This window comes from Geodermatophilus dictyosporus (genome assembly GCF_900115505.1).
Classification (GTDB): Bacteria; Actinomycetota; Actinomycetes; order Mycobacteriales; family Geodermatophilaceae; genus Geodermatophilus; species Geodermatophilus dictyosporus.
This window is the reverse complement of the sequence record NZ_FOWQ01000004.1, coordinates 248,467-274,428: the sequence shown is the minus strand read 5'-3', so window position 1 is coordinate 274,428 and position 25,962 is coordinate 248,467. Positions and strand designations below refer to the sequence as shown.

21 protein-coding genes are annotated in these 25,962 nt (G+C 75.1%); 5 read left to right on the top strand and 16 right to left on the bottom strand.

What is annotated here, in order from left to right; all coding sequences use genetic code 11:
* Positions 1-37: 37 nt before the first annotated feature.
* Positions 38-2,347: a M20/M25/M40 family metallo-hydrolase gene (locus tag BMZ33_RS11965; protein WP_091110460.1), complete on the bottom strand. Its 2,310-nt coding sequence runs from the start codon at positions 2,345-2,347 to the stop codon at positions 38-40.
* A gap of 72 nt (positions 2,348-2,419) precedes the next feature.
* Between BMZ33_RS11965 and BMZ33_RS11960 the strand changes: the two genes are divergently transcribed.
* Entirely contained in the window at positions 2,420-3,451 is a 1,032-nt protein-coding gene (locus BMZ33_RS11960; protein ID WP_169064216.1) for a molybdopterin-dependent oxidoreductase, read from the top strand.
* 69 nt (positions 3,452-3,520) lie between these two features.
* Here BMZ33_RS11960 and hisH read toward each other — a convergent pair whose 3' ends face one another.
* The gene (hisH, locus tag BMZ33_RS11955; RefSeq protein WP_091110955.1) at positions 3,521-4,156 is read right to left on the bottom strand and encodes an imidazole glycerol phosphate synthase subunit HisH; all 636 of its coding nucleotides are present in this window, start codon (positions 4,154-4,156) and stop codon (positions 3,521-3,523) included.
* Positions 4,157-4,290: 134 nt separating this feature from the next.
* Here hisH and BMZ33_RS11950 point away from each other — a divergent pair, with 134 nt between their 5' ends.
* Complete coding sequence (locus BMZ33_RS11950; protein ID WP_091110455.1) at positions 4,291-5,364, top strand: GGDEF domain-containing protein; 1,074 nt, start codon at positions 4,291-4,293, stop codon at positions 5,362-5,364.
* A gap of 10 nt (positions 5,365-5,374) precedes the next feature.
* Here the strand turns inward: BMZ33_RS11950 and BMZ33_RS11945 are convergent, their stop codons facing one another.
* The 5 genes from BMZ33_RS11945 to hisD form a co-directional block, all read right to left on the bottom strand.
* Entirely contained in the window at positions 5,375-5,854 is a 480-nt protein-coding gene (locus BMZ33_RS11945) for a nucleotidyltransferase family protein (RefSeq protein ID WP_169064215.1), read from the bottom strand.
* A 91-nt stretch (positions 5,855-5,945) separates the two neighbouring features.
* Positions 5,946-6,122, bottom strand: coding sequence for a hypothetical protein (locus BMZ33_RS23275; RefSeq protein WP_169064214.1), 177 nt, complete (start codon positions 6,120-6,122; stop codon positions 5,946-5,948).
* Positions 6,123-6,719 (bottom strand): imidazoleglycerol-phosphate dehydratase HisB, encoded by a 597-nt coding sequence (hisB, locus tag BMZ33_RS11940; protein WP_091110452.1) that lies wholly within the window; start codon positions 6,717-6,719, stop codon positions 6,123-6,125.
* Between the two features lie 4 nt (positions 6,720-6,723).
* A complete protein-coding gene (locus tag BMZ33_RS11935) occupies positions 6,724-7,842 on the bottom strand; it encodes a histidinol-phosphate transaminase (RefSeq protein WP_091110450.1) in 1,119 nt (372 codons plus the stop codon).
* Positions 7,839-9,143, bottom strand: a complete 1,305-nt coding sequence (gene hisD / locus BMZ33_RS11930; protein WP_091110448.1) for a histidinol dehydrogenase — start codon at positions 9,141-9,143, stop codon at positions 7,839-7,841. The genes BMZ33_RS11935 and hisD overlap by 4 nt, the downstream gene beginning before the upstream one ends.
* A gap of 103 nt (positions 9,144-9,246) precedes the next feature.
* Between hisD and BMZ33_RS11925 the strand changes: the two genes are divergently transcribed.
* Positions 9,247-10,083 (top strand): LON peptidase substrate-binding domain-containing protein, encoded by an 837-nt coding sequence (locus tag BMZ33_RS11925; RefSeq protein ID WP_091110445.1) that lies wholly within the window; start codon positions 9,247-9,249, stop codon positions 10,081-10,083.
* A 92-nt stretch (positions 10,084-10,175) separates the two neighbouring features.
* Here BMZ33_RS11925 and BMZ33_RS11920 read toward each other — a convergent pair whose 3' ends face one another.
* From BMZ33_RS11920 to lspA, 6 genes are all read right to left on the bottom strand, one after another.
* Positions 10,176-10,838, bottom strand: a complete 663-nt coding sequence (locus tag BMZ33_RS11920; protein ID WP_136697284.1) for a hypothetical protein — start codon at positions 10,836-10,838, stop codon at positions 10,176-10,178.
* Between the two features lie 34 nt (positions 10,839-10,872).
* On the bottom strand, positions 10,873-14,448 hold the full coding sequence (dnaE, locus tag BMZ33_RS11915) for a DNA polymerase III subunit alpha (RefSeq protein WP_169064213.1): 3,576 nt from the start codon (positions 14,446-14,448) through the stop codon (positions 10,873-10,875).
* A 191-nt stretch (positions 14,449-14,639) separates the two neighbouring features.
* Positions 14,640-15,074, bottom strand: a complete 435-nt coding sequence (locus tag BMZ33_RS11910; RefSeq protein ID WP_091110437.1) for a GNAT family N-acetyltransferase — start codon at positions 15,072-15,074, stop codon at positions 14,640-14,642.
* Complete coding sequence (locus tag BMZ33_RS11905; RefSeq protein ID WP_091110435.1) at positions 15,071-15,868, bottom strand: CPBP family intramembrane glutamic endopeptidase; 798 nt, start codon at positions 15,866-15,868, stop codon at positions 15,071-15,073. The genes BMZ33_RS11910 and BMZ33_RS11905 overlap by 4 nt, the downstream gene beginning before the upstream one ends.
* A gap of 32 nt (positions 15,869-15,900) precedes the next feature.
* Positions 15,901-16,845: an RluA family pseudouridine synthase gene (locus BMZ33_RS11900; protein WP_091110432.1), complete on the bottom strand. Its 945-nt coding sequence runs from the start codon at positions 16,843-16,845 to the stop codon at positions 15,901-15,903.
* An 18-nt stretch (positions 16,846-16,863) separates the two neighbouring features.
* Complete coding sequence (lspA, locus tag BMZ33_RS11895) at positions 16,864-17,364, bottom strand: signal peptidase II (RefSeq protein ID WP_244524274.1); 501 nt, start codon at positions 17,362-17,364, stop codon at positions 16,864-16,866.
* 317 nt (positions 17,365-17,681) lie between these two features.
* Here lspA and mqo point away from each other — a divergent pair, with 317 nt between their 5' ends.
* On the top strand, positions 17,682-19,175 hold the full coding sequence (gene mqo / locus BMZ33_RS11890; protein WP_091110430.1) for a malate dehydrogenase (quinone): 1,494 nt from the start codon (positions 17,682-17,684) through the stop codon (positions 19,173-19,175).
* A gap of 76 nt (positions 19,176-19,251) precedes the next feature.
* Here mqo and BMZ33_RS11885 read toward each other — a convergent pair whose 3' ends face one another.
* A complete protein-coding gene (locus BMZ33_RS11885) occupies positions 19,252-20,763 on the bottom strand; it encodes a potassium/proton antiporter (RefSeq protein WP_091110427.1) in 1,512 nt (503 codons plus the stop codon).
* Positions 20,764-20,861: 98 nt separating this feature from the next.
* On the opposite strand from BMZ33_RS11885, the gene ileS reads away from it, so the two are divergent.
* On the top strand, positions 20,862-24,017 hold the full coding sequence (gene ileS / locus BMZ33_RS11880) for an isoleucine--tRNA ligase (protein ID WP_169064210.1): 3,156 nt from the start codon (positions 20,862-20,864) through the stop codon (positions 24,015-24,017).
* Positions 24,018-24,038: 21 nt separating this feature from the next.
* Here ileS and BMZ33_RS11875 read toward each other — a convergent pair whose 3' ends face one another.
* Positions 24,039-24,644 carry a hypothetical protein gene (locus tag BMZ33_RS11875; RefSeq protein WP_091110425.1) on the bottom strand — a complete coding sequence of 202 codons (606 nt, stop codon included), beginning with the start codon at positions 24,642-24,644 and terminating at the stop codon, positions 24,039-24,041.
* Positions 24,645-24,689: 45 nt separating this feature from the next.
* Positions 24,690-25,805: an ABC transporter ATP-binding protein gene (locus BMZ33_RS11870; RefSeq protein ID WP_091110422.1), complete on the bottom strand. Its 1,116-nt coding sequence runs from the start codon at positions 25,803-25,805 to the stop codon at positions 24,690-24,692.
* Positions 25,806-25,962: the final 157 nt, after the last annotated feature.

Below are 25,962 nucleotides of genomic sequence, written 5' to 3'. Positions count from 1 at the left end.
CCGACGGACCCGGAGGCCGTGCGGGACCGTCGATCCGTCAGCCGAGGTCCGTCGTCGCCCCCACGACGACGAGGTCGGAGCTGTGCGTGCCCGCCGCGTCGACGCCGGGCGGCCGCGGCTCGAAGTCCGGCAGGCCGGACAGCCCGTCGCTGCCGTCGACCACCCGCAGCGACAGCGGTCCGCCGCCCTCCACGGTGACGGTGGCCTCGACGCCGGCCTGCGGCGGCGCGTGGAAGGTCAGCCAGAGACGGTCCTGACCGAGCGCGGCGTCCGGCACGTCCCGGGCCTCGGCGCGGGCCGCGACCACCCGCCCGCCGTCGGTCCGGAGGTCGAGCACGACCAGCCGGACGTCGCGCTGCGGCCGCACCCGCACGGTCACCGTGCGCCGGCCGTCCGCGACCCGGTCCTCGAGCACCTCGACCGTCGACGGCGGCAGGTCGGCTCCCTCCGCCGGCCCGACCGCCACCGCGCCGCCGGCGAGGTAGGGGTAGTCGTGCGGCAGCGTCCGCGGCGTGCCGACGTAGCGCGACGTGTACTCCCCCGGCTGCGACTCGGTGCTGGCCCACCACGCCTCACCGGTGTCGGCCTCCAGCGCGTACACCAGCTGGCTGGGCACCGGGTGCTGCTGGTCGAACCGGTCGACGGCGATCCCCACGACGGTCAGCGCGACCACCAGCACCGCGGCCACGCCGGGCACCGCGAGCGCGCGCAGCCGCCCGGGACCGGCCGGGGACAGCTCCTCGACCACCGGCAGCAGCGCGAGCACCAGCAGCGTCGTCACCGCCGCCGGCGCCGCCCCGCCGGCCAGCCCCAGGGCCGGGAAGAACAGCGACACCGTGGGCGCCAGCACGACGACGGCGACCGCCCCCGCGACCAGCCCGCCCACCAGCCGCAGCGGCCGCGACCACACCGGCAGCAGCCCCGCGAGCACCCCCGCCAGCGCGGGCAGCGCCGCCAGGTACGAGCCGCCCGGCGCCAGGGCCGCCAGGACGACGGCGAGGACGGCGAGCAGCGCCAGCGCGCCGGTCCGCAGCGCCGGGGCGCCCAGCCGCCGCCGCAGCAGCGCGTACCAGGCGAGCACCACGAGCAGGACGACGGCGACCGCCGCCAGCCGGAACCACCCCGGCCGCCACGGGTCGAGCATCGAGGCGTACCCCGGCCGCACGAGCACCAGCAGCTGCCACAGCCCGACCACGCCGAGCGGCCCGAGCACCAGCGGGACGACGGCGGCCGCGGTCCCCAGCAGCGTCCGCGGCAGCGAGGAGCCCCGCCGCCGGTCGACGACGGCCAGCGCGGCCACCCCGAGCACCGCCGCCCCGGCCAGCGGCCACACCAGCCACCCGGGGTAGCGGGCCAGCCCCGACGGCAGCGGGAAGTAGGTGGCGTCGACGTCGCCGGGCCGGGCGAGGTCGGTCAGGTCGGCGTCGCCGAGCTCCCGGGTCAGCGCCAGGGTGTTCTCGCCGAGCGCCTGCAGCGTGCCCCGGTCCAGCCGGGAGGGGGTGTCCTGCGGCGTGTGGTAGGCCGCGTTGCCGTCGATGAAGGCGGTGTTGAGGCCGGTGAAGCCGCGCGCCAGCAGCACGCTGAAGTCGGTGTCGTTGGGCAGCGTGCGGTACACCTCGACGGCGAAGCTGCTGGCCACCGGGTGCGGTGCCGCGGCCGCGTACCGCGCGGCGAGGCCCGTGTTGCCCCGGGACGTCTCGAACGTGATCGGCGGGCCGGTGGTGCCGCGCGCCTCCAGGTTGAGCACGACGCCGCCCTGCGGGGCCAGCGGGTGGCTGGCCGCGAACGCCTCCGCACCGCACAGGCAGGCCTCCTCGGCGTCGGTGAGCACCACGACGACGTCGTTGCGCAGCGGCTGGCCCTCCCCCAGCGCCCGCACCGTCTCCAGGAGGGTGGCCACGCCGGCGGTGTCGTCGCTGGCACCGGGGCCGGTCTCGACGGAGTCGGTGTGCGCCACCAGGAACAGCCGCCCGGTCGGCTCGGTGCCCGGCAGGACGGCGACGACGTTGCGCACCCGTGCCATCTCCGCCGCTCCCGGCCCCGACGCCGAGGCGCCGACGGCGTTCTGCACGCGGGTGTCCAGGCCCAGGTCGGTGAGCACGGACACCAGCCCGTCGACCACCCGCTGGTGCGCGTCGCTGCCCGCCACGTGCGTCTCCGCGGCGAACCGCTCGACGTGCTCGAACGCCCGCGCCGCGCTGAACGACGGTGCCGGCGCGTCGGCCGGCGCCGGCGACGGCGGCTGCAGCGCCAGCACGCTCCACGCCGCCAGCCCGGCCAGCAGGGCCAGCGCGAGGAGCGGGGCGAGCAGCCCCCGCTCGGGGACGGGGGGACGGGCGGCGGGCAACGGGTCCTCCTCGACCGGGCCGGGACCGGGTCACCCTAGGTCGGGCAGGGGGACACTCCGGGGATGCCGGCCGTGCACCTCCCGCGTCGCGCCGGGCGGCGCACCAACCTCGGCCTGCTCGCCCTCCTGCTGCTCGCCACGGGCACCGGGGTGCTCGCCTTCGGCGTCGGGACGCCGCTGCCCGCCCGGCTGGTGACCGCCGCGCACGGCGCTACGGGGCTGGGCCTGCTGCTGCTGGTGCCGTGGAAGACCGTCGTCGTCCGGCGGTCGCGGACCCGCACCGTCGGCCGCCGCGACCCCACCGCCGCGTGGGCGCTGGCCGTCCTGGTGGTCCTCACGCTGGTCACCGGCGTCGCGCACACCGTCGCCGGGCAGGCGGCGTCCCTGGGCGGCGTGGGGGTGCTGCTGGTGCACGTCGCCGTGGGCGTGGGCACCGGCGCGCTGCTGGTCGTGCACGTCGCCGGCAGCCGGCAGCGGCCGCGGCGGACCGACCTGTCCCGGCGGGCGCTGCTGCGCGCCGGCGGGCTGGCGGTCGGCGCGGTGGCGGCATGGGGCGCGGTGGAGGGCGGCCTGCGACTGACCGGCGCGCCGGGCGGGCGGCGCCGCGGCACCGGCTCGCACGAGCGCGGCAGCGGGGACCCGGCCGCGATGCCGGTCACCCAGTGGTTCACCGACACCGTCCCCGACGACCCCGGCGACACCCTCGAGCTGGTCGCCGGCGGCCGCACCACCCGGCTGCGCGCCGCCGAGCTCGACCGCGGCGACGGCGTGACCGCCGTCCTCGACTGCACCGGCGGGTGGTACGCCGAGCAGGAGTGGCGCGGGGTGCGGCTGGACCGGCTGCTGGCCGGGCTGGACCTGCCCGACGGCGGCAGCGTCGACGTCGTCGGCGTCACCGGGTACCGGCGGCGGCTGCCGCTGGCCGACGCCGGGTCGCTGCTGCTGGCCACCCACTGCGCGGGCCGGCCGCTGTCGACCGGGCACGGGGCGCCGGTGCGGCTGGTGGCGCCGGGCCGGCGCGGCTACTGGTGGGTGAAGTGGGTGCGGCGGGTGGAGGTGGTCGACGCGCCCTGGTGGGCGCAGCCGCCCGTCCCCCTCCAGTAGTGGAAGGACCCCCTCGCCCCCCACACCTCGCTCCGCTCGGCGCGGGTCCCTGCGAGGGGGCCGCCGCCCTCAGAGGCTCTGGAGCCAGTTGGTGAGCAGCTGGGCGCCGGCGTCACCGCTCTTCTCGGGGTGGAACTGGGTGGCCGACAGCGCGACGTTCTCCACGCCGGCGACGAACCGGTCGCCGTGCTCGGCCCAGGTCACCTTCGGCGGGGCCAGCCGCGAGGGCGGGCCGTCCTGGCCGAGGGGGAACTCGCGCACGCCGTAGGAGTGCACGAAGTAGAAGCGCTCGCCGGCCAGGCCCGCGAACAGCACGCTGTCCTCGGGTGCGGAGACGGTGTTCCACCCCATGTGCGGCAGCACCGGCGCCGCCAGCTGCTCGACCGTGCCGGGCCACTCGCCGCAGCCCTCGGCGTCGTGGCCGTGCTCGACGCCGCGCTCGAAGAGCACCTGCATGCCCACGCAGATCCCGAGCACCGGGCGCCCGCCGGCCAGCCGGCGGCCGATGGTGCGCGGCCCGCCGACGGCGCGCAGCTCCCGCATGCAGTGCGCGAAGGCGCCCACCCCGGGGACGACGAGGCCGTCGGCCTCCAGCGCCGCGTCCCGGTCGGCGGTCACGGTGACGTCGGCGCCGACCCGGCTCAGGGCCCGCTCGGCCGACCGCAGGTTGCCCGACCCGTAGTCGAGGACGACCACCTTCTTCACGCCTGCCACGGTACCGAGCAGCACCGGGCGCCCCGGCGGGATTCCCGGGTGACACCGCGGACCGACCCACCCTGCGGGGTGAGCGCCGGACGGCCCGGCTCAAGGGTCCCCTCGGACCGGGCGATGAGCCGGTCATGCGACCACTGGCGGAGGACGAGGAGCGCGTCACCTTCTGGCGCCGGCACACGATCGGCGGTGTCGTGCTCTGCGTGGTGCTGCCCGCCATCGTGCTGCTGCGCACCTGGATCACCACCGGTGTGCCCAACGCCGCGGTGATCGTGCCCATCGCGCTGGCGGTCGCGGTCCCCGCACCCCTGCTGCTGCTGGTCCCGGTCCAGCGGCTGGTCCGGCACCCCCGCGGGCGGCTGTTCTACGACACCTGGGAGGCCGCCGGCATCGCGCTGGTGATCGTCCTGTGCCTGCTCGACGGCGGGACGACCAGCCCCTACGTGCTGTTCCTCTTCGTCCTCCTGGCGCACGCCGCGCTCGCCTACCCGCCGATCGGCGTGGCGCTGGCCGGGACGACGATCGTCGCCGGCTACCTGACGATGGGGCTGGTCGACGGCAGCCTGCGCCCGTCCGACCTGCTCGTCGGCGTCCTGGCGCTGGCCGTGGCCACCGGCACCTGCGCCTTCGCCTCGGCCAACCACGTCCGCGCCTACGAGCGCACCGCCGCCTACGCGCGGGAGATCGCCGCGCTCGCCCGGCGGGACGGGCTCACCGGGACGCTCAACCACCGCGCCTTCCACGAGCAGCTGGAGGCCCACGTGCGCCGCGCCGCGGCCGACCACCCGGTCAGCCTGCTCATCGTCGACGTCGACTCGTTCAAGACCGTCAACGACACCTTCGGCCACCCCGCCGGCGACGGCGTCCTGCAGCTGGTGGGCACCACCCTCACCGGCCTGACCCGCCCCGGCGACGTCGCCGGCCGCCTCGGCGGCGACGAGTTCGCCCTCCTGCTGCCGGCCACCTCGATGCCCGAGGCGGCCGCCATCGCCGAGCGGCTGCGCACGCGGGTCCGCTCCGACGACGCCGCGCTCGGCGCGACCCTCAGCGTCGGCGTCGCCACGGCCACCGCCCCCGACGCCACGGCCCTGCACGCCGCCGCCGACGCGGCCGCCTACCGCGCCAAGCGCGGCGGCCGCGACCGCGTGGTGACCACTGCCGGGAGCACCGAGGAGGTCACCCTCCCGGTGCCCGCGTCCTGAGCCGCCCACGTCAGCGGTCCCAGGGCAGCACGGTGAGCTCGGGCCACACGGCCTGCCAGCGGGCAGCCTTGGTCTCGTAGACGTGCCGCGGCGCCGGGCTGTGCGGGTTGGGCCGCACGACCATGCCGAGGAGGTCGTCGAGGCCGTACGGCGCGTACAGCCGCGGGCCGCCGTCGGCCACGGTCACGCCGACGGCGCAGCAGACGGCGGCGAAGGAGTCGATCGCCTGCCGGCAGTCGGTGAACGGCGCCGGTGCCGCGGTCCCGAACCTGTCGGCGTACCAGAGGTGCACCCGCGCCTCGTTGCGCACCTCGACCGGTACCGGCACGTCGGCGAACAGCTCCGCGGCCCGGCGGATGACCGCGTCCTCGGCGTCCCAGGAGGTGTCACCGTCCCAGTAGAAGAGGTCGGCGTCGCGGACGCCGGTGCCCGGAGGCCGGCCGGTGAGCCCGTTCCACGCCGCCTGGACAGCGCTCCCGCGGTGAGCCACCACTCCCCCACGCCGAGCGCCGGCGCCCGGTCCAGCACCGCGGCGACCACCGGGTCGGCCAGGACCAGGTCCCGGAAGCGGCGGTCGCCGTTCAGATCAACCGCAGGATCCCCGACGCCGTCGCCAGCAGCGCCGCGACCAGCAGCACGACGGCGAACACGACCTGCGGGCCGGTGCGGCCCTTCGTGTCGTGGTCGGCCCGCCAGATGCTCCACGCGCCGCCCAGCAGGAACCCGCCGACCACGACGAGGACGGCGCCGGAGGACACCTAGAGCGCGCCCTTGGTGGAGGGCACGCCGGCGACCCGCGGGTCGATCGCGACGGCGGTGCGCAGCGCCCGGGCCAGCGCCTTGAACTGACCCTCGACGATGTGGTGCGCGTCGCGACCGGCGTAGAGCACCCGCACGTGCAGGGTGATCCGCGCGTTGAACGCGAAGGACTCGAGCACGTGCTTGGTCAGGGACGTCGGGTAGTCCGGCCCGATCACCGGCGTCATGGTCTCGGGCTCGGCGTGCACGAGGTACGGCCGGCCCGACAGGTCGACGGCGGCCTGCACGAGCACCTCGTCCATCGGGATCGTGGCGTCGCCGTAGCGGGTGATGCCCTGCTTGTCCCCGAGCGCCTCGCCGAAGGCCTGGCCGAGCGCGATGGCGACGTCCTCGACGGTGTGGTGGGCGTCGATGTGCAGGTCGCCGTCGGCCCGGACGGTGAGGTCGATGCCGCTGTGCCGCGACAGCGCGGTCAGCATGTGGTCGTAGAAGCCGACGCCGGTGCTGACCGAGCTCTTCCCGGTGCCGTCGAGGTCCAGCTCGACGACCAGCTTGGTCTCGCTCGTGGCGCGCTCGACGCGGGCGGTGCGGCTCATGGTCTCAGTCTCCCAGGCGGTGGTCGGGGGCGACGGCGGTCAGCGCGGCGAGGAAGGCGTCGGTCTCCGCGGGCGTCCCGGCCGTGACCCGCAGCCAGCCGGGGATGCCGACGTCACGCACCAGCACGTCGCGGTCGAGCAGCGCCCGCCAGGCGGCGGGGGCGTCGGCGAAGCGGCCGAACAGGACGAAGTTGGCGTCGCTGGGCACGCTGGTCAGGCCCAGCCCGGGCAGCGCGGCGACGATCCGGTCGCGCTGGTCCTTGACCGCGTCGACGGTGGCCAGCAGGGCGTCGGTGTGCGCCAGCGCGGCCCGCGCGGCGGCCTGGGTCAGCGAGGACAGGTGGTAGGGCAGCCGGACGAGCTGCACGGCGTCGACCACGGCGGGGTCGGCGGCCAGGTAGCCCAGCCGCAGCCCCGCCATGCCGAACGCCTTGCTCATCGTGCGGCTGACCACCAGCCGCGGGCGGCCGGGCAGCAGGGTGAGCGCCGACGGCGTGCCGGTGCGGGCGAACTCCGCGTAGGCCTCGTCGACCACGACCATGCCCTCGGTGGCGTCGTGGAGCTGCTCGACGGTCTCCAGCGCGACCGCGGTGCCCGTCGGGTTGTTCGGGCTGGTCACGAAGACGACGTCGGGGCGGACCTCGCGCACCTGGGCGACGGCCTGCGCGGCGTCGATGGTGAAGTCCGCGCGCCGGTGGCCGTCGACCCACGCCGTCCCGGTGCCGGCCGAGATGATCGGGTGCATCGAGTACGACGGCGTGAAGCCCAGGGCGGTGCGGCCGGCGCCGCCGAAGGCCTGCAGCAGCTGCTGGAGCACCTCGTTGCTGCCGTTGGCCGCCCACACCTGCGCCGGCTCGATCGGCGCGCCGCCGCGGGACAGGTAGGCGGCGAGGTCGGCGCGCAGGGCGACGGCGTCGCGGTCGGGGTAGCGGTTGAGGTCGACCGCCGCGTGTCCCAGCGCCTCGCCCAGGGTGGCCAGCAGCTCGTCGGGCAGCGGGTGGGGGTTCTCGTTGGTGTTGAGCCGGTACGAGACCTGCAGCTGCGGGGCGCCGTAGGGCGTGCGGCCGCGCAGCTCCGGCCGCAGCGGGAGCTCGTCCGGCGACGTCCTGGGAGTGGCCGTCACGAGCGCTGCCGGAGCCGGACGGCGGCGGCGTGCGCGGGCAGGTCCTCGGCGTGGGCGAGCGCGTCGACGTGCCCGGCCACCTCGGCGAGGGCCTGCTCGTCGTACTCGACGACGTGGATGCCGCGCAGGAACGACTGCACGCTCAGGCCCGACGAGTGCCGGGCGCAGCCGCTGGTGGGCAGCACGTGGTTGGAGCCGGCGATGTAGTCGCCCAGCGAGACCGGCGACCAGGCGCCCACGAACACCGCGCCGGCGTTGCGCACCCGCAGCGCCACCGCGCGGGCGTCGCGGGTCTGGATCTCCAGGTGCTCGGCGGCGTAGGCGTCGACCACCGCGAGGCCGGCGTCGACGTCGTCGACCAGCACGATCCCGGACTGGCTGCCGTCGAGCGCCGTGAGGATCCGGTCGGAGTGCTTGGTGGCCGCGACCTGCGCCGGCACGAGGTCGAGGACGGCGTCGGCGAGCTCCTCGCTCGTCGTCACCAGCACCGCGCCGGCCAGCGGGTCGTGCTCGGCCTGGCTGATCAGGTCGGCGGCGACGTGCACCGGGTCGGCGGTGTCGTCGGCGAGGATGGCGACCTCGGTGGGGCCGGCCTCGGAGTCGATGCCGATCAGCCCGCGCAGCAGCCGCTTGGCGGCGGTGACGTAGACGTTGCCCGGTCCGGTGACCAGGTCGACGGGCTCGCAGGCGCCCGCGCCGTAGCCGAAGACGGCGATCGCCTGCGCCCCGCCGACGGCGTGCACCTCGGTGACGCCGAGCAGCGCGCACGCGGCCAGCACGCCGGGGTCGGGCAGCCCGCCGTTGTCCCGCTGTGGCGGCGAGGCCACAGCGATCGACTCGACGCCGGCGATCTGTGCGGGGACGACGTTCATCACCACGCTGGACAGCAGCGGCGCCAGCCCGCCGGGCACGTAGAGGCCCACCCGGCGCACGGGCAGCCACCGCTCGGTGACCGTGCCGCCGCGCACGACCTGGGTGGTGACGTCGGTGCGGGCCTGGTCGGCGTGCACGCGGCGCACCCGCGCGATCGACTCCTCCAGCGCGGCGCGCACCGTCGGGTCGAGGCCGTCGAGGGCGGCCCGCAGCGCCGCGGGTGGGACGGTGAAGTCCTCGGCGTCGACGCCGTCGAGGCGGGCGGTGATCTCGCGGACCGCCTGGGCGCCACGGATGCGGACGTCCTCGCACAGCGGACGGACGGTGGCCAGCACCGAGTCGATGTCGGTGGCGGCGCGGGGCAGCAGGCCGGCCAGGTCACGGACCCCCGGCAGCGCGGAACCGCGCAGGTCGATGCGGGCGAGCACGGGGACCTCCGGGGAGAGTTCGGGGAGATCTCCAGGGTAGTGGCGGCGGCGCAGCCGCTCGTCACCGCCGCCGGGCCGGTGCCGACGCCCGTAGGCTCGCGGCGTGGGCGACCTCATCCCGTTGTTCCCGCTCGGGTCGCCGCTGTTCCCGGGGATCGTGCTGCCGCTGCAGGTGTTCGAGCCGCGGTACCGGGCGCTGGTCCGCGACCTGCTGGCCCTGCCCGAGGACGGCGGCCGGCGCTTCGGTGTGGTCGCGATCCGCCAGGGCTGGGAGGTCGAGCGGGTGGCACCGGCCGAGGCCCTCTACGACGTCGGCTGCACCGCGGAGCTGCAGGTGGTGCGGCCGCAGCCCGACGGCGGGTTCCGGATCATGACCGTGGGCGGGAACCGCTTCCGGCTGCTCGACGTCGTCGTCGGCGGCGAGGCCGCGGACGACAAGCCCTACCTGCAGGCCGAGGTGGAGTGGCTGACCGAGGAGGAGGCCGCCGAGGAGGCGGCCGGCGACCAGGAGCAGGTCCTGGGCTCCCCGGCCGCCGGCGGGCCCGGGCTGGACGAGGGCCTGGTGCGTGAGGTGGCCAGCGGGTCGCTCGGCGTGCTGGAGCGCGGCGTGGGCGGGCTGTTCACCCGCTACGTCGCCGCGGTCGCCGCGCTGCAGACCGGGGTGGAGGAGACCGCCGCGGCCGGCGAGGCCGAGGAGCTGGCCGGCGCGGAGACGCTGCTCGAGGCGGTGGCCGGCGACCCCCGGGCGCTGTCCTACCTGGTGGCCTCGGCGGCCCTGCTGACCACCGAGGACCGCCAGGCGCTGCTGGCCGAGTCGGCCACCCGCCGCCGGCTGGTGGCCGAGGCCCGGATGCTGCGCCGGGAGCTGACCCTGCTGGAGACGGTGGGCGCGGTGCCGGCCCCGCTGCACCAGTTCGCCGGCCCGCTCGGCCTCAACTAGTCGAAGGACCCCCTGCCCTCTGGAAGGACCCCCTGCCCCCCCACCACTCGCGGGCTCGCGGCGGGACCCTGCAGGCGGGCCGTTCCGGCACGTCACCCGCGGCCGAGGTCGTCACCGGCGGCGAACAGCGCGGCGACGACGTAGACCAGCAGCGCGCAGAACGGCGCGACCGCCAGCGCGGGCAGCGAGGACAGCTCCAGGCCGGTGGTCACCCGCGCGCCGACGTCGGCCAGCTGCGCCGCGGTGGGACCCGGCGCCAGCCCCTCCCCCAGCCGCCAGGCCAGCACCCCGGCGAGCGCGGTCCCCAGCGCCGTGGCGACCAGCCAGGCCACGCCGCGGCGACGGCGCACCGCCCAGGCCACCCCGCCGGCGAGCAGCCCCAGGCCGGCCAGGACGAGCACCAGGACGACGTCGTCGCCCACGAGCAGCTCCGCCGACGGGCGCCCGACCGGCACCGCGCCGCCCTCGACGACCTCGAAGCGGGCCCGCGGCGCCAGCCACACCCACAGCAGGCCCGCCGGCAGCCCGCACAGCGCCAGCAGCCCGGCCCACACCGCGGCGCCGCGCAGGTCCGACCGCAGCTCGTCCCGCCACCCGGCCCACCGGGCGGGGGCCGCCGCGGCGACGACCACCGGCACCACCGAGCCGCCGTGCGCGAGGCCGCCGTGCGCCGCACCGCCGTGCACGTGGCCGCCGTGGACAGGCCCGCCGCGGGACACCGCCGGGCCGTCGGGGACCGGGGAGGGACTGCTCACGGCCCCCAGTGAACCCGTCCGTCCGGGGACACGCTCACAGGAGCGCGACGCTGGTGGGCCCCAGCAGCGCCTTGATGTCGCCCATCAGCGCCGTGCTCGGCCGGACCCGCAGCCCCTGGTCCAGCCGCAGGACCGTCTCCCGGCCGCCGTTGACCAGCTTGAGGTGCACCTCGGTGGTGCCCGGGTGGCTGCCGAGCACCTCGCGCAGCCGCTCCACCACCGGCGGCGTGCAGCGGGCCGCGGCCATCTGCACCAGCACCGGGCCGCGCGGCCCCTCGGTGAGCTCCGGGATGGTCACCTCGGAACCGAACAGCGAGGGCTGGTCGTCACGGCGGCTGATCCGGCCCTTGACCACGACGATCTGGTCGCGGACGACCTTCTCCGACACCTCGGCCCACGTCTTGGGGAAGAACAGCACCTCGATGCCGGACTCCAGGTCCTCCAGCGTCGCGATCGCCCAGGGCGCGCCCTGCTTGTTGGTCCGGGGGGCGACCGACGTCAGGATGCCGGCGATGGTGACGTTGGCGCCGTCCTCGACCCCGCCGGCGTTGATCTCCGCGATCGGGGTGTCGGCGTTGGCGGCGAGGACGTGCTCGACGCCGTGCAGCGGGTGGTCGGAGACGTAGAGGCCGAGCATGTCGCGCTCGAAGACCAGCCGCTCGGACTTCGACCAGTCCGCCGTCGGGACGGCGATGTCGAGCGCACCGCCGAACGGGTCGTCGCCGCCGCCGTCGCCGCCGAAGCTGCCGAACAGGTCGAACTGGCCCTCGGCCTCCTTGCGCTTGAGCGACATGGCGGCGTCGACGGCCTGGGCGTGGATGGCGGCGATGCCCTGCCGCGAGTGGCCGAGGGAGTCGAAGGCACCGGCCTTGGCCAGCGACTCGACCACCTTCTTGTTGCAGGCGACCGTGTCGATCTTGCGCATGAAGTCGGCGAAGTCCTTGAACGCGCCCTTCTCCTCGCGCGCCCGGACGATCGACTCGACGACGTTGGTACCCACGTTGCGCACCGACGCCAGGCCGAAGCGGATGTCGGTGCCGACGGCGGTGAAGTCCCAGGAGGACTCGTTGACGTCGGGCGGGAGGACCTTGATGCCCATGCGCCGGCACTCGGCCAGGTAGATCGGCCGGCGGTCCTTGTCGTCGCCGACGCTGGTGAGCAGTCCGGCCATGTACTCGGCCGGGTAGTTGGCCTTGAGGTAGGCGGTCCAGTAGCTGACCAGGCCGTAGGCGGCCGAGTGGGCCTTGTTGAACGCGTAGTCGGCGAACGGGACGAGGATGTCCCACAGGGTCTTGATCGCCGCGTCGGAGTAGCCGCGCTCCTTCATGCCGGCCTCGAAGCCGACGAACTCCGCGTCGAGGACCGACTTCTTCTTCTTGCCCATGGCGCGGCGCAGCAGGTCGGCCTTGCCGAGGGAGTACCCGGCGACCTTCTGCGCGATCGCCATGACCTGCTCCTGGTACACGATCAGGCCGTAGGTGCCGCCGAGGATGTCCTCGAGCGACTCGGCCAGCTCGGGGTGGATCGGCGTGATCTCCTGCTGGCCGTTCTTGCGCAGCGCGTAGTTGGTGTGCGAGTTCGCACCCATCGGGCCGGGCCGGTAGAGCGCGCCGACGGCGGAGATGTCCTCGAAGTTGTCCGGCCGCATCAGCCGCAGCAGCGAGCGCATCGGCCCGCCGTCGAACTGGAAGACGCCGAGGGTGTCCCCGCGGGCCAGCAGGTCGTAGGTGGCCTTGTCGGTGAGGTCCTTGCTGATCTCGTCGAGGTCGATCGGCTCCTTGCCGTTGAGCTCGATGTTGCGCAGCGCGTCGTCGATGACCGTGAGGTTGCGCAGGCCCAGGAAGTCCATCTTCAGCAGGCCGAGCGTCTCGCAGGTCGGGTAGTCGAACTGCGTGATGATGGCGCCGTCGGCCTCGCGCCGCATGATCGGGATCGAGTCGATCAGCGGGAAGCGGCCGATGATGACGCCGGCCGCGTGCACGCCCCACTGCCGCTTGAGGCCCTCGAGCTTGCGGGCCTGGTCGACCACCTCGGCCGCGCCCGGGTCGGACTCGTAGCGGGCGCGGAACTCCGCGGCCTCCTTGTAGCGCGGGTGGGCCGGGTCGAAGACCCCCGTGAGCGGGATGCCCTTGCCCATCACGTCCGGGGGCATGAGCTTGGTCAGCTCGTCGCCCACCGAGTAGGGCCGGTCGAGCACCCGGGCGGCGTCCTTGATCGCGGCCTTGGCCTTGATGGTGCCGTAGGTGACGATCTGGCTGACCCGCTCCTCGCCGTACTTCTGCGAGACGTACTGGATGACCTCGCCGCGGCGGCGGTCGTCGAAGTCGATGTCGACGTCGGGCATCGAGACGCGCTCGGGGTTGAGGAACCGCTCGAAGATCAGCCCGTGCTGCAGCGGGTCGAGGTCGGTGATGCCCATGGCGTAGGCGGCCAGCGAGCCCGCCGCCGAGCCGCGGCCGGGACCGACGCGGATGCCGTTGTCCTTGGCCCAGTTGATGAAGTCGGCGACCACGAGGAAGTACCCCGGGAAGCCCATCTGCGTGATGATCCCGACCTCGTAGTCGGCCTGCTTGCGCACGTGGTCGGGGATGCCGTTCGGGTAGCGCTTGTGCAGCCCCCGCTCGACCTCCTTGACGAACCAGGAGGTCTCGTCCTCCCCCGGCGGCAGCGGGAACCGGGGCATCAGGTCGGCGCCCTCGGTGAACTCCACCTCGCACTGCTCGGCGACCAGCAGCGTGTTGTCGCACGCCGCGGCCAGGTCACCCGGGAACAGCGCCCGCATCTCCTCGGCGCTCTTGAGGTAGTAGCCGTCGCCGTTGAACTTGAAGCGGTTGGTCTCGTTGAGCCGGGCGCCGGTCTGGATGCACAGCAGCGCGTCGTGGGCCTCGGCGTCCTCCTTGCGCGTGTAGTGCAGGTCGTTGGTGGCCAGCAGCGGGATGCCGAGCTCCTGCGCGATCTGCACCAGCTGCGGGCGGGTCTTCTGCTCGATGGTCAGGCCGTGGTCCATCAGCTCGGCGTAGAAGTTGCCCTTGCCGAAGATGTCCTGGAAGTCGGCGGCGGCCTGCCGCGCCCGGTCGTACTTGCCCGCGCGCAGCCACATGTTCACCTCGCCCGACGGGCAGCCGGTGGTGGCGATCAGGCCGGTGCCGTAGCGCTCGAGCAGGTCGCGGTCGAAGCGCGGCTTGCGGTACTGGCCCTCGAGGCTGGCCATCGAGGAGATGCGGAAGAGGTTGTGCATCCCCTCGGTGGTGCGGGCCAGCAGCGTCATGTGCGTGTAGGCGGCCTTGCCGCGGGAGGAGCCGCCCTCGCCGTCCTCGTCGACGAGGTTGTCGCCGAAGTCGAACGGCGCGCGGTCGAACCGCGAGCCGGGCGTGTAGTAGCCCTCCATGCCGATGATCGGCTTCACGCCGGCGGCCTTGGCCTGCTTGTAGAAGTCGTAGGCGCCGAACACGTTGCCGTGGTCGGTCATCGCCAGCGCCGGCATGCCGTACTCAGCGGCGGCCTTCGTGACCTCGGGCAGCTTGGCCGCCCCGTCGAGCATCGAGTACTCGGTGTGGGTGTGCAGGTGCACGAACGAGCCGGTCGCTGCTCGATGGCCTGGGCTGCTCACGGTGCTGCGGCGCTCCTCACGGGTCGTGCTGGCCCAGCCGTCGGGTGCTCCGGCGGGCGACCGGCGGGGAAGACCGGGCGGTGCGGTGCGACGACCGACGGCGGCCCGGGCCGGTGCACCGATCCTCGCACTGGGGACTGTCTACGCCGAGGGTCTGACAGGACGTGTCTCGACCGGCGGGGAGTCGCCGGTCACAGCGCGCGCCGCATCGTCACGTGCACGATCCCGGCCTCCTCGTACTCACCGCCCACGGCCGTGTAGCCGGCCCGCTCGTAGAAGCCGCGGGCGGTGACCTGGGCGTGCAGCTCCACCTCGGACAGGCCGCGCGCCGCGGCCTGCCGGTGCAGCTCGGCGAGCACCGCGGCGCCGTGGCCACCGCCGCGGGCGGCCGCGTCGACCGCCATCCGGCCGACCACCGCCCGCCCGCCGCGCTCGAGCAACCGGCCGGTGGCCACCACCCGCCCCTCGGCGTCGAGGGCGACGGCGTGCACGGCGGTGGCGTCGGCGCCGTCCTGCTCGACCTCGGGGGGCACGCCCTGCTCCTCGACGAAGACCCGGGTGCGCAGCGCCACCACCTCGGGCCAGTCGGCGGGGCCGGCCACGCGGGCGGTGGGCCGGCCGGTCACGCGGCCGCTCCCCCGGCCGCCCGGGGCGCGGGCAGCCCGCCGGGCAGCGCCGAGGCCGGCACCAGCAGGAAGCGCAGGTCCACCGCGGCGTGCAGCAGCACCGGCAGCAGCAGCGAGCCGGTGTCGAGGTAGAGCGCGGCGAACACCCCGCCGAGGACGCCGGTGAGCACGACGCCGGGCAGCCCCTGGTAGGCGTGCGCCAGGCCGAAGGCCACCGCCGCGACCAGCACGAGCACCGGCACCGGGAGGTCCGGGCCCACCGCGGCCACGACGGCGAGGAAGAAGCCGCGGTAGAGCCACTCCTCGCACACGCCGGCGGTCACCCCGACCACGCCGAACAGCCGCCGCTCCGCCGGCGTCCGCGGCAGCAGCGCCAGGGTCGCGTGCCCCTCCGGCTCGGCGTGCCGGCCCTCGCCCGGCCGCTGCGCCCGCACCAGCGCCCCGCCGCGCAGCGCGCGCACCGAGACGAACGACAGCACGAGCACCAGCACCGTCGCCGTCCCGGTCACCGGCCCGGGCCAGCCGGTGGGCCAGACCAGCCCGACCGCGGCGGCGTCCACACCCGGGGCGGACAGCCACAGGACGACGGCGAGCACCGCCAGCCCCCACTCGAGCACCAGCAGCCGCCGGTAGAACGACCGCCGGGCGGAGGCGTCGGTGCGCAGCCGCCCCTCGAACCGGCGGTGCAGCACGTGCCCGACCAGCGGCTCGCCGGCCACGAGGTAGCCGGCCACGACGACGGCCGACAGCGCCGCCGGCCCGAAGGCGGCGAGCTCGTCGGGCAGCGCGGTCACGGGGCGGTGCTCACCGGGTGAGGGACACCGCCTCAGGACTCGGCGCGCAACACGGCCAGCGCGCCGGCGAGGTCGGGCGGGTAGGCGCTGGTGAACTCCACCCAGTGCCCGTCGGCGGGGTGGGCGAAGCCCAGCCGCACCGCGTGCAGCCACTGCCGCGAGACGCCCAGCCGGGCGGCGAGGGTGGGGTCGGCGCCGTAGGTGGCGTCGCCGACGCAGGGGTGGCGCATCGCGGAGAAGTGCACGCGGATCTGGTGGGTGCGCCCGGTCTCGAGGTGGATGTCGACCAGGCTGGCCGCGGGGAAGGCCTCGACGACCTCGTAGTGCGTCACCGACGGCCGCCCGCCGCTGACGACGGCGAAGCGCCAGTCGTGCCGCGGGTGGCGGTCGATCGGGGCGTCGATGGTGCCGCGCGAGGGGTCGGGGTGGCCCTGCACGAGCGCGTGGTAGCCCTTGTCGACCGTCCGCTCCTTGAACGCGGCCTTGAGCACGGTGTAGGCGCGCTCGCTCTTGGCCACGACCATCAGCCCGGTGGTGGCGGCGTCCAGGCGGTGCACCACGCCCTGCCGCTCCGGGGCGCCGGAGGTGGAGACGCGGTAGCCGGCCGCGGCCAGCCCGCCCACGACCGTGGGCCCCTCCCAGCCGGGGCTCGGGTGCGCGGCCACGCCGACCGGCTTGTCGACGACCACGACGTCGTCGTCGTCGTGGACGACGGTCAGCCCGGGCACCGGCTCGGGCGCCGGGGGCTCGCCCGGCGGCGGGGGCAGCTCCACCTCCAGCCAGCTGCCGCCGGTGAGCCGGTCGCCCTTGCCGCGCGCGCGGCCGTCCACCCACACCTTCTCGGCGTCGGCGAGCTCGGCGGCGACCGCGCGCGACAGGCCGAACAGCCGCGCCAGGGCCTGGTCGACCCGCTGGCCCTCGAGCCCGTCGGGGACCGGCAGCGCGCGGTGCAGGCCGGAGGGGGTCACGTCCGTCATCGTCCCAGGTCGCGGCGGTCAGTCGCGGGCGACCGCGTCGTCCCCGCGGTCGGTGCCGCGGTCGCCGCCGCGAGTGCCGTCGAACTCGATGCCGCGCAGGGCCAGCACGGCGCCGAGCACGCCGCCGCAGACGATGGCCGAGTCGGCCAGGTTGAAGATCGGGTAGACCTCGCCGTCGGGCGCGAAGACCGAGACGAAGTCGACGACGCCGCCGCGGAGGAAGCCGGGGTCGCGGAAGACGCGGTCGACGAGGTTGCCCACCGCGCCGCCGAGCACGAGGCCCAGGGCCACCGCCCAGCCGAGCGAGGCCAGCCGCCGCGCCGTCCGGACGATCACCACGGCGACCACGACGGCGACGAGGGTGAACACCACCGTGAAGCCCTCGGCGAAGGAGAAGGCGGCGCCGGTGTTGCGGGCCTGGGTCAGGTAGACCAGCCCGCCGAGCACGCGGACGTCCGCACCGGGCTCGATGGTGGCCACGACGAGCAGCTTGGTGGCCAGGTCGGCCAGCAGGACCACCGCGGCGAGCGTGAGCAGCAGCCGCGTGCGGGGACGGCGGACCGGCGCCGTCGTCCCCTCGGGGACGGCGGGCGGCTGCGCGGGCTCGTCGCTCAGGGCCGGGTCTCCTGCTCGCGGGTGGGGGCACTGCGGGGTCGTCCGACGATAGCCGCGGCGGGGCCGAGGGCCGGTGCGGACACTGGCTGCCGCTGCCACTCGAGCCGGAGGTGAGACATCTCACAGGGGTGTGGACGCATCTCACACCCGAACCGAGGCGTGTCCGGGTCGTTTCCCGCCGATGGTCGGAGACGGCACACGTCCACGTCAGGAAGGCAGTCGTGTCCACCGACCTCGCTGTAGCCACCGACCCCGACGTCGTCCTCGTCGGCGGTGGCGTCATGAGCGCGACGCTGGCGTCGCTGCTCGGTGTCCTCGCCCCCGAGTGGAGCGTCACCGTGTTCGAGTCCGCGGCCGACGTGGCCGGCGAGAGCTCGGACGCGTGGAACAACGCCGGCACCGGCCACGCCGCGCTGTGCGAGCTCAACTACACGCCGGCGGGCGCCGACGGCCGGGTGGACACCACCAAGGCGCGAGCGATCAACGAGCAGTTCCAGGTCTCGCGCCAGTTCTGGTCGCACCTGGTGCGCACCGGGCTGACCGGCTCGCCCAAGGACTTCATCACGCCGGTCCCGCACGTCAGCTTCGTCACCGGCGAGCAGGGCCGCACCTACATGCGCAACCGGCACGCCGCCCTGTCGGCCGAGCCGCTGTTCGCCGGCCTCGAGTACACCGACGACCCGGCCGAGCTGGCCTCCTGGGTGCCGCTGGTCATGGACGGCCGCGACCCGCAGCAGGTCGTCGCCGCGACCCGGTCGGTGGCCGGCACCGACGTCAACTTCGGCGCGCTCACCCGGCTGCTGCTCGCCCAGGGTGAGGCCCGCGGCGTGCAGGTGCACACCTCTCAGCGGGTCACCGACCTCGACCGGCTGCCCGACGGCCGCTGGAAGGTCACCGTGACCGACCGGCGCACCGGCGAGGAGCGCACGCTGCGCACCCGGTTCGTCTTCGTCGGCGCCGGCGGTGGCGCGCTGCCGCTGCTGCAGAAGGCCGCGATCCCCGAGATCCGCGGCTTCGGCGGCTTCCCGGTCAGCGGCAAGTTCCTGCGCACCCGCTCCCCCGAGCTGGTCACCAAGCACCAGGCCAAGGTCTACGGCCAGGCCGCCGTCGGAGCGCCGCCGATGTCGGTGCCGCACCTGGACCTGCGCCTGGTCGACGGCGAGTACTCGCTGCTGTTCGGCCCCTATGCGGGCTGGTCGCCGAGGTTCCTCAAGGCGGGGTCGGTCCTCGACCTGCCGCTGTCGGTCAAGCCGAACAACCTCGGCTCCATGCTCGGCGTCGCCCGCACGGAGCTGGAGCTGACCAAGTACCTCGTCACCGAGGTGCTGGCCTCCCGCAGCGCCAAGCACCGCACGCTGCAGGGGTTCGTGCCGCTGGCCGAGCAGGGCGACTGGGAGATGATCACCGCGGGCCAGCGGGTGCAGGTCATCAAGGCCGACCCCAGGACGGGCAAGGGCGTGCTGCAGTTCGGCACCGAGCTGATCGTCGGCTCCGACGGCTCCATCGCCGGGCTGCTCGGCGCCTCGCCGGGTGCCTCGACCGCCGTCTCGGCCATGCTCACCCTGGTCGAGCGGTGCTTCCCCGACCGGGTCGCCGCCCGCCGACCGGCACTCGAGGAGGCCATCCCCTCCTACGGCCGCGACCTCTCCGCCGACCCGGCCCTGCTGGCCGCCGTCCGCGAGGAGACCACCCGCACGCTGGAGCTCAACGGCTGAGGAGGGGCCTTCCTGCCCCACTCGCACGCTCGGGGCGGGCCCCGGCAGGAGGGCCGGCAGCGCGGGGTCCTCGTCCCTAGTCGGCCTCGGTCGCCGCGCCCTGCTCGCCGCGCCAGGAGGCCAGCCGTCCGGCACGGCTGACCGCGCGCAGCCGCCGCTCGGCCTCCGAACGGGAGCGGCGGGCCGACACCAGCAGCGCCTGGTCGCCGCGCATCAGCCGGGTCGTGCGGTCGGGGACGAACGAGCGGCCGTCGCGGACGATCAGCACGACCGCGGCGTCCTCGGGCAGCCGCAGCTCCGGCAGGTAGACGCCGTGCAGCCGGGAGCCCTCGGGCACCCGCATCTGCATCAGCTCGGCGTCGAGCTCCTCCAGCGGCGCCGCCTCGACCTGCACGTCGCGAGGGGTGACCGGGGTGGCGATCCGCAGCCGCCGCGCCACGAACGGCAGCGACCACCCCTGCACGAGGGTGAAGACGACGACCAGCACGAAGACCGTGTCGAAGACCCTCGTCGCCCCGGGGACCTCCTCGGTCAGCGGGATGATGGCCGCGACGATCGGCACCGCCCCGCGCAGGCCGGCCCAGGAGATGAAGGCCTGCTGCGCCCACGGGAAGCGGAACCACACCAGGCTGGCCACGACCGACAGGGGCCGGGCGAGCAGCAGCAGCGCCCCGCCGACCAGCAGCGCCGGGCCGATCGCCTCGGGCAGCCGGCTCGGCGAGACGAGCAGCCCCAGCAGCACGAACAGGCCGATCTGGGACAGCGAGGCCATGCCCTCGGCGAACCCGATGCTCGCGGCCCGGTGCGGCAGCGGGGCGTTGCCCAGCACCAGCCCGCAGAGGTAGACCGCGACGAAGCCGGAGGTGTGCGCCAGCGTCGCCGACGAGTACGCGAGCACGCAGAGCGCCAGTGTCGCCAGCGGGTAGAAGCCGGCGACGGGGAGCGCCACCCGGCGCAGCAGCGCGGCGCCCCCGAAGCCGATCCCGACGCCGATGACGGCACCTCCGGCGAGCTCGGCGGCCACCACCAGGCCGACCAGCCACCACGGCTGGGTCGCCGCCCCGGTGAGCGACTCGGCCAGCACGGTCACGAGCAGGATGACCGGGGCGTCGTTGAGACCGCTCTCGGCCTCCAGCGAGGCGGCCAGCCGCCGCGGGAGGGGCAGCCGCCGCAGGGTCGCGAAGACGGCGGCGGCGTCGGTGGAGCTGATGACCGCGGCCAGCAGGAGGGCGAAGCCCCAGTCGAGGTCCAGGAGCCAGACGCCGACGGCCGCGGTCACACCCACGCTGACGGCGACGCCGACCGTGGACAGCGTGAGCCCGGGTCCGATGGCCCGGCGGACGTCGCCCCACCGCGTCGTGAGACCGCCCTCGGCGAGGATGACGACGAGCGCGGCGTACCCCAGCGTGTGGGTGAGCTGGTAGTCCTCGAACTGGATGCCGGCGCCGCTCTCCCCCAGCGCGACGCCGAGCGCGAGGTAGAGCAGCAGGCTGGGCAGCCCGAGCCGGTCGGCCAGCCGCAGCGCGATCGCGGCCACCAGCACGACGAGCGCCCCGACGGCGAGGGCGACGGTGACCGTGGTGTTCACCGCCCGCCGCCGATCACGGCGGCAGTCTGTCGTACGCGCGCACCGCGGCCCTCGCCCCGCCGCCCGAACGCGCTCGACGGCTCGGGGACAATGACGGTGTGAGCTCTCCGTTCCGTGCGCTGCCGCCCCAGGTCGACCTGCCCGCGCTCGAGCAGGACGTCCTGCGGCGCTGGGAGGAGCGCGGCGTCTTCGAGCGGTCCCTGGCCGCGACCGAGGGCCGGCCGCAGTGGGTGTTCTACGAGGGCCCGCCCACCGCCAACGGCCGCCCGGGCACCCACCACATCGAGGCGCGCGCGTTCAAGGACGTCTTCCCCCGGTTCAAGACGATGCAGGGCTGGCACGTGCCCCGCCGCGCCGGCTGGGACTGCCACGGCCTGCCGGTCGAGATCGCCGTCGAGCAGGAGCTCGGGTTCGCCGGCAAGCCCGACATCGAGCGCTACGGCATCGCCGAGTTCAACGCCCGCTGCCGCGAGTCGGTCATGCGCCACGTCGGCGCCTTCAGCGACCTCACCCGCCGCATGGGCTACTGGGTGGACATGTCCACCGCCTACTGGACGATGGACCCGCACTACATCGAGAGCGTCTGGTGGTCGCTCAAGCAGGTCTTCGACAAGGGCCTGCTCGTCGAGGACCACCGGGTCGCCCCGTACTGCCCGCGCTGCGGCACCGGCCTGTCCGACCACGAGGTCGCCCAGGGCTACGAGTCGATCACCGACCCGTCGGTGTACGTCCGGCTGCCCGTCACCGACGGCGAGTGGGCCGGGAGGGCCGACCTGCTGGTCTGGACGACGACGCCGTGGACGCTGCCGAGCAACACCGCCGTCGCGGTCAACCCCGACGTCACCTACCTGGTCGCCCGCCGCGACGGGGACACGCTGGTGGTCGCCGAGCCGCTGCTGGGCGCCGTCTTCGGCGACACCGACGACGTCGAGGTGCTCGCCCGCACCCGCGGCCGCGACTGGGAGCGCACCCACTACCGGCGCCCGTTCGAGCTGGTCGACTTCCCCGAGGGCGAGGACAGCCACTTCGTCGTCCTCGCCGACTACGTCACCACCGACGACGGCACCGGCCTGGTGCACCAGTCGCCCGCCTTCGGCGCCGACGACCTCGCCGTCTGCCGCTCCTACGGCCTGCCGGTGGTCAACCCGATCGACGCCTCCGGCCACTTCCTGCCCGGGGTGCCGCTGGTCGGCGGGCACTTCTTCAAGGTCGCCGACGCCGCGCTGGTCGAGGACCTGCACGCCCGCGGCGTGCTGTGGCGCGAGCAGCGCTACGAGCACAGCTACCCGCACTGCTGGCGCTGCCACACGCCGCTGATGTACTACGCGCAGCCCTCCTGGTACGTGCGCACCAGCGCGGTCAAGGACCGGCTGCTCGCGGAGAACGAGAAGACCCGCTGGCACCCCGAGACCATCCAGTGGGGCCGCTACGGCGACTGGCTGAACAACAACGTCGACTGGGCGCTCTCCCGCGACCGGTACTGGGGCACCCCGCTGCCGATCTGGCGCAACGACGCCGACCCCGATCGGATGGTCGTCGTCGGCTCGCTGGCCGAGCTCTCCGAGCTGACCGGCCGCGACCTGGCCGGCCTGGACCCGCACCGGCCCTTCATCGACGAGGTGACCTTCACCCGCCCCGGCGAGGAGGGCACCTACCGGCGGGTGCCGCAGGTCATCGACGCCTGGTACGACTCCGGCTCGATGCCCTTCGCGCAGTGGGGCGCGCCGCACCGCAACCAGGCGGAGTTCGAGGCGTCCTACCCGGCGCAGTTCATCGCCGAGGCGATCGACCAGACCCGCGGCTGGTTCTACTCGCTGATGGCCGTCGGCACGCTGGTGTTCGGCCGGAGCTCCTACGAGGACGTGCTGTGCCTGGGCCACATCCTCGCCGAGGACGGCCGCAAGATGAGCAAGCACCTGGGCAACATCCTCGAGCCGATCCCGCTCATGGACCGGCACGGCGCCGACGCCGTCCGCTGGTTCATGCTGGCCGGCGGCTCGCCGTGGTCGGCCCGGCGGGTCGGGCACGAGACGCTGTCCGAGGTGGTCCGCAAGGTCCTGCTGACCTACTGGAACACCGCCAGCTTCCTCACCCTCTACGCCGAGACCAACGGCTGGGACCCGGCCACCTCGCCGGCCCCGCCGCGCGCGGACCGGCCGCTGCTGGACCGGTGGGCGCTGGCGCAGCTGGCCGCGGTCACCGAGGGGGTCACCGACGCGCTGGAGGCCTTCGACACCCAGGGCGCCGGCCGGCTGCTGGCGCAGTTCGTCGACGACCTGTCCAACTGGTACGTGCGCCGCTCCCGCCGCCGGTTCTGGGACGGCGACCCGGCGGCCCTGGGCACGCTGCACGAGGTGCTCGACGGGCTGACCCGCCTCCTGGCGCCGTTCACCCCGTTCCTCACCGACCACGTGTGGACGACGGGAGTCGCGCCGGGCCTGCCCGAGGGCGCTCCCGACTCGGTGCACCTGGCCTCGTGGCCGGCCGTCGACGCCGACGCCCGCGACCCGCAGCTGGTGGCGCAGGTGGACCTCGTCCGGCGGCTGGTCGAGCTGGGCCGCTCGGCACGGACGTCGGCGAGGGTGCGCACCCGGCAGCCGCTGGGCCGGGCCGTCGTCGCCGCGCCGGGGTTCGCCGCGCTCCCCCGCGACCTGGTCACCGAGGTGGCCGACGAGCTGAACGTCGCCGAGCTGGCCGAACTGTCCGCGGTCGGCGGCGACCTGGTCGACGTCAGCGTCAAGGTCGACTTCCGCGCCGTGGGCCGGCGGCTGGGCGGGCAGGTGCAGGCGGTGGCGAAGGCCGTCGCGGCGGCCGACGCCCCCGCGCTGGTGACCGCCTACCGCGCCGGGACGGCGTCGGTGGAGGTCGACGGCGCCACCGTGCCGCTGGAGGACGGCGACCTGGTGGTCACCGAGACGCCGCGCGAGGGCTGGACGGTGGCCAGCGGCGGCGGGCTCACCGTGGCCCTCGACCTGACCCTCACGCCGGAGCTGGAGCGGGCGGGCCTCTTCCGCGAGGCCGTGCGGCTGGTGCAGGAGGCCCGCAAGAGCAGCGGCCTGGAGGTCAGCGACCGGATCGCGCTGTCCTGGACCGCCGAGGAGCCGATGCGCACGGCGCTGGCCGAGCACGCCGACGCACTCGGCCGCGAGGTGCTGGCCACCACGGTGCGCGAGGACGCCGTCGACGACGCTGCCGAGGACGGCGCGGTCTTCGAGGGGCCGGGCGGCCTGCGCTTCACGATCACCCGCGCGTGACCAGCGGGCACCCGGCGCGGGTCAGCTGCGCCGGGCGGCCCTGCGGGTGCGCTCGACCTCGGCGAGGTGCCGGTCGGGGCGGCAGACCGCGCACGGGGTGAACCCGTCGGTGCGCGCCTCGCGCACCGGCAGCGGGACGGTCTCCCGGCCGGCCGACCACCGACAGCCGGCGAGGTGGTAGCGCGGGTGCTCGTCGACCACGAGCACCTCGTCGGTCAGGTCGACGACGATCAGCAGGTCGGTGACCTCGACGTCCTCCTCCGCGGGGTCCCCGGACGCGTCGGCGGCACCGGTGGCCGCCGGGGCGGGGTGTCCGGTGGCACGCCCTGCGCTGGCGGTCAGGTCCTCGGGCCGGCCGGGGTGGTCGTCGTCGGGCGACGACGACCCCGGGGGTTGCGCGGGGCCGGTGGCCGGTGTGGCCCGCTCACCCGCCCGGCCGGCCGGCTCCGCCGCCGCACGGGTGTCACGTGCGGCGGCCGGGGCGCGCAGCCGGGCCGCCACGAGCAGCGCCACGGCCAGGCCGCAGGCCGCCACGCAGGCCCAGTACCAGCCGGTCACGCCGGTGAGCCCACCGGCGACGAACAGGCCGAGACCGGCGAGGACGAGCAGGCCCGCCGCGAGGATCACCGGCGGCCCTCGGCCGCCGGCGACCCGTCGCGTCGGGGACGGCGATCAGTCGCCGGCATGTCCGATCCGGCGCCCGGTCTGCGCGGAGAAGACGTGCGCCTCGCCCGGACGGATGGCGACGTGCACGACCTCGCCCTTCGCCGGGGGACGCCGCGCGTCGGCCCGCAGGACCAGCGGGCGGTCGGCGGTCTCCCCGGTCTCCGCCCCGGCGTGCAGCTGGCCGTAGGCGAAGGCGTCCGAGCCGAGCTCCTCCACGACCTGGACCTCGACCGGGAAGCCCTCGCCGGGCCCGACGAACTGGACGGCCTCGGGGCGGAAACCGAGCGTGGCCGTGCGGCCGCCCTCGTCGGCGAGGAAGCCCAGCACGTTGCGGGACAGCGGGACCGGGTGCCCGCCGAGGACGGCGCCGCCCTCGCTGAGCGGCACCGGGACCAGGTTCATCGCCGGGGACCCGATGAAGCCCGCGACGAACTCGTTGGCCGGCCGGTCGTAGAGCTCGCGGGGGGTGTCCACCTGCTGCAGGAGACCGTCCTTGAGCACCGCCACCCGGTCGCCCATGGTCATCGCCTCGACCTGGTCGTGGGTGACGTAGACCGTCGTCGTCCCGAGCCGGCGCTGCAGCGCCGCGATCTCGGTGCGGGTCTGCACGCGCAGTTTGGCGTCGAGGTTGGACAGCGGCTCGTCCATGAGGAAGACCTGCGGGTTGCGGACGATCGCGCGGCCCATCGCCACGCGCTGCCGCTGACCGCCCGACAGCGCCTTGGGCTTGCGGTCGAGGTACTGCTCGAGGTCGAGCAGCCGGGCCGCCTCGCGCACGCGCGTCAGGCGGTCCTCCTTGGACATGCCGGCGATCTTGAGCGCGAACGCCATGTTGTCCGCGACCGTCATGTGCGGGTACAGCGCGTAGTTCTGGAACACCATCGCGATGTCGCGGTCCTTGGGCGGCAGCTTGGTGACGTCCCGGTCACCGATGCGGATGGACCCGTCGGTGACCTCCTCGAGCCCGGCGAGCATCCGCAGGGACGTCGACTTGCCACAGCCCGAGGGACCGACGAGGACGAGGAACTCGCCGTCGGCGATGGAGAGGTCGAGGGCGTCGACCGACGGGCGGGAGGCCCCGGGGTACACGAGCGTGGCCCGGTCGTACGTGATGGTGGCCATGGTCTTCCTGTTCGTCCCTTCCGCGCCGTTGCAGAGCGCACTCACTGTGACATGCAGGGGTCGCCGCGACCAGCGTCCGGTCCCGACGGCACCCGTCCGCGCCACCGACCGTGACCGGCCCGTGACCCGAGCGGGGTGCGGACCACCGCTCGGGGGG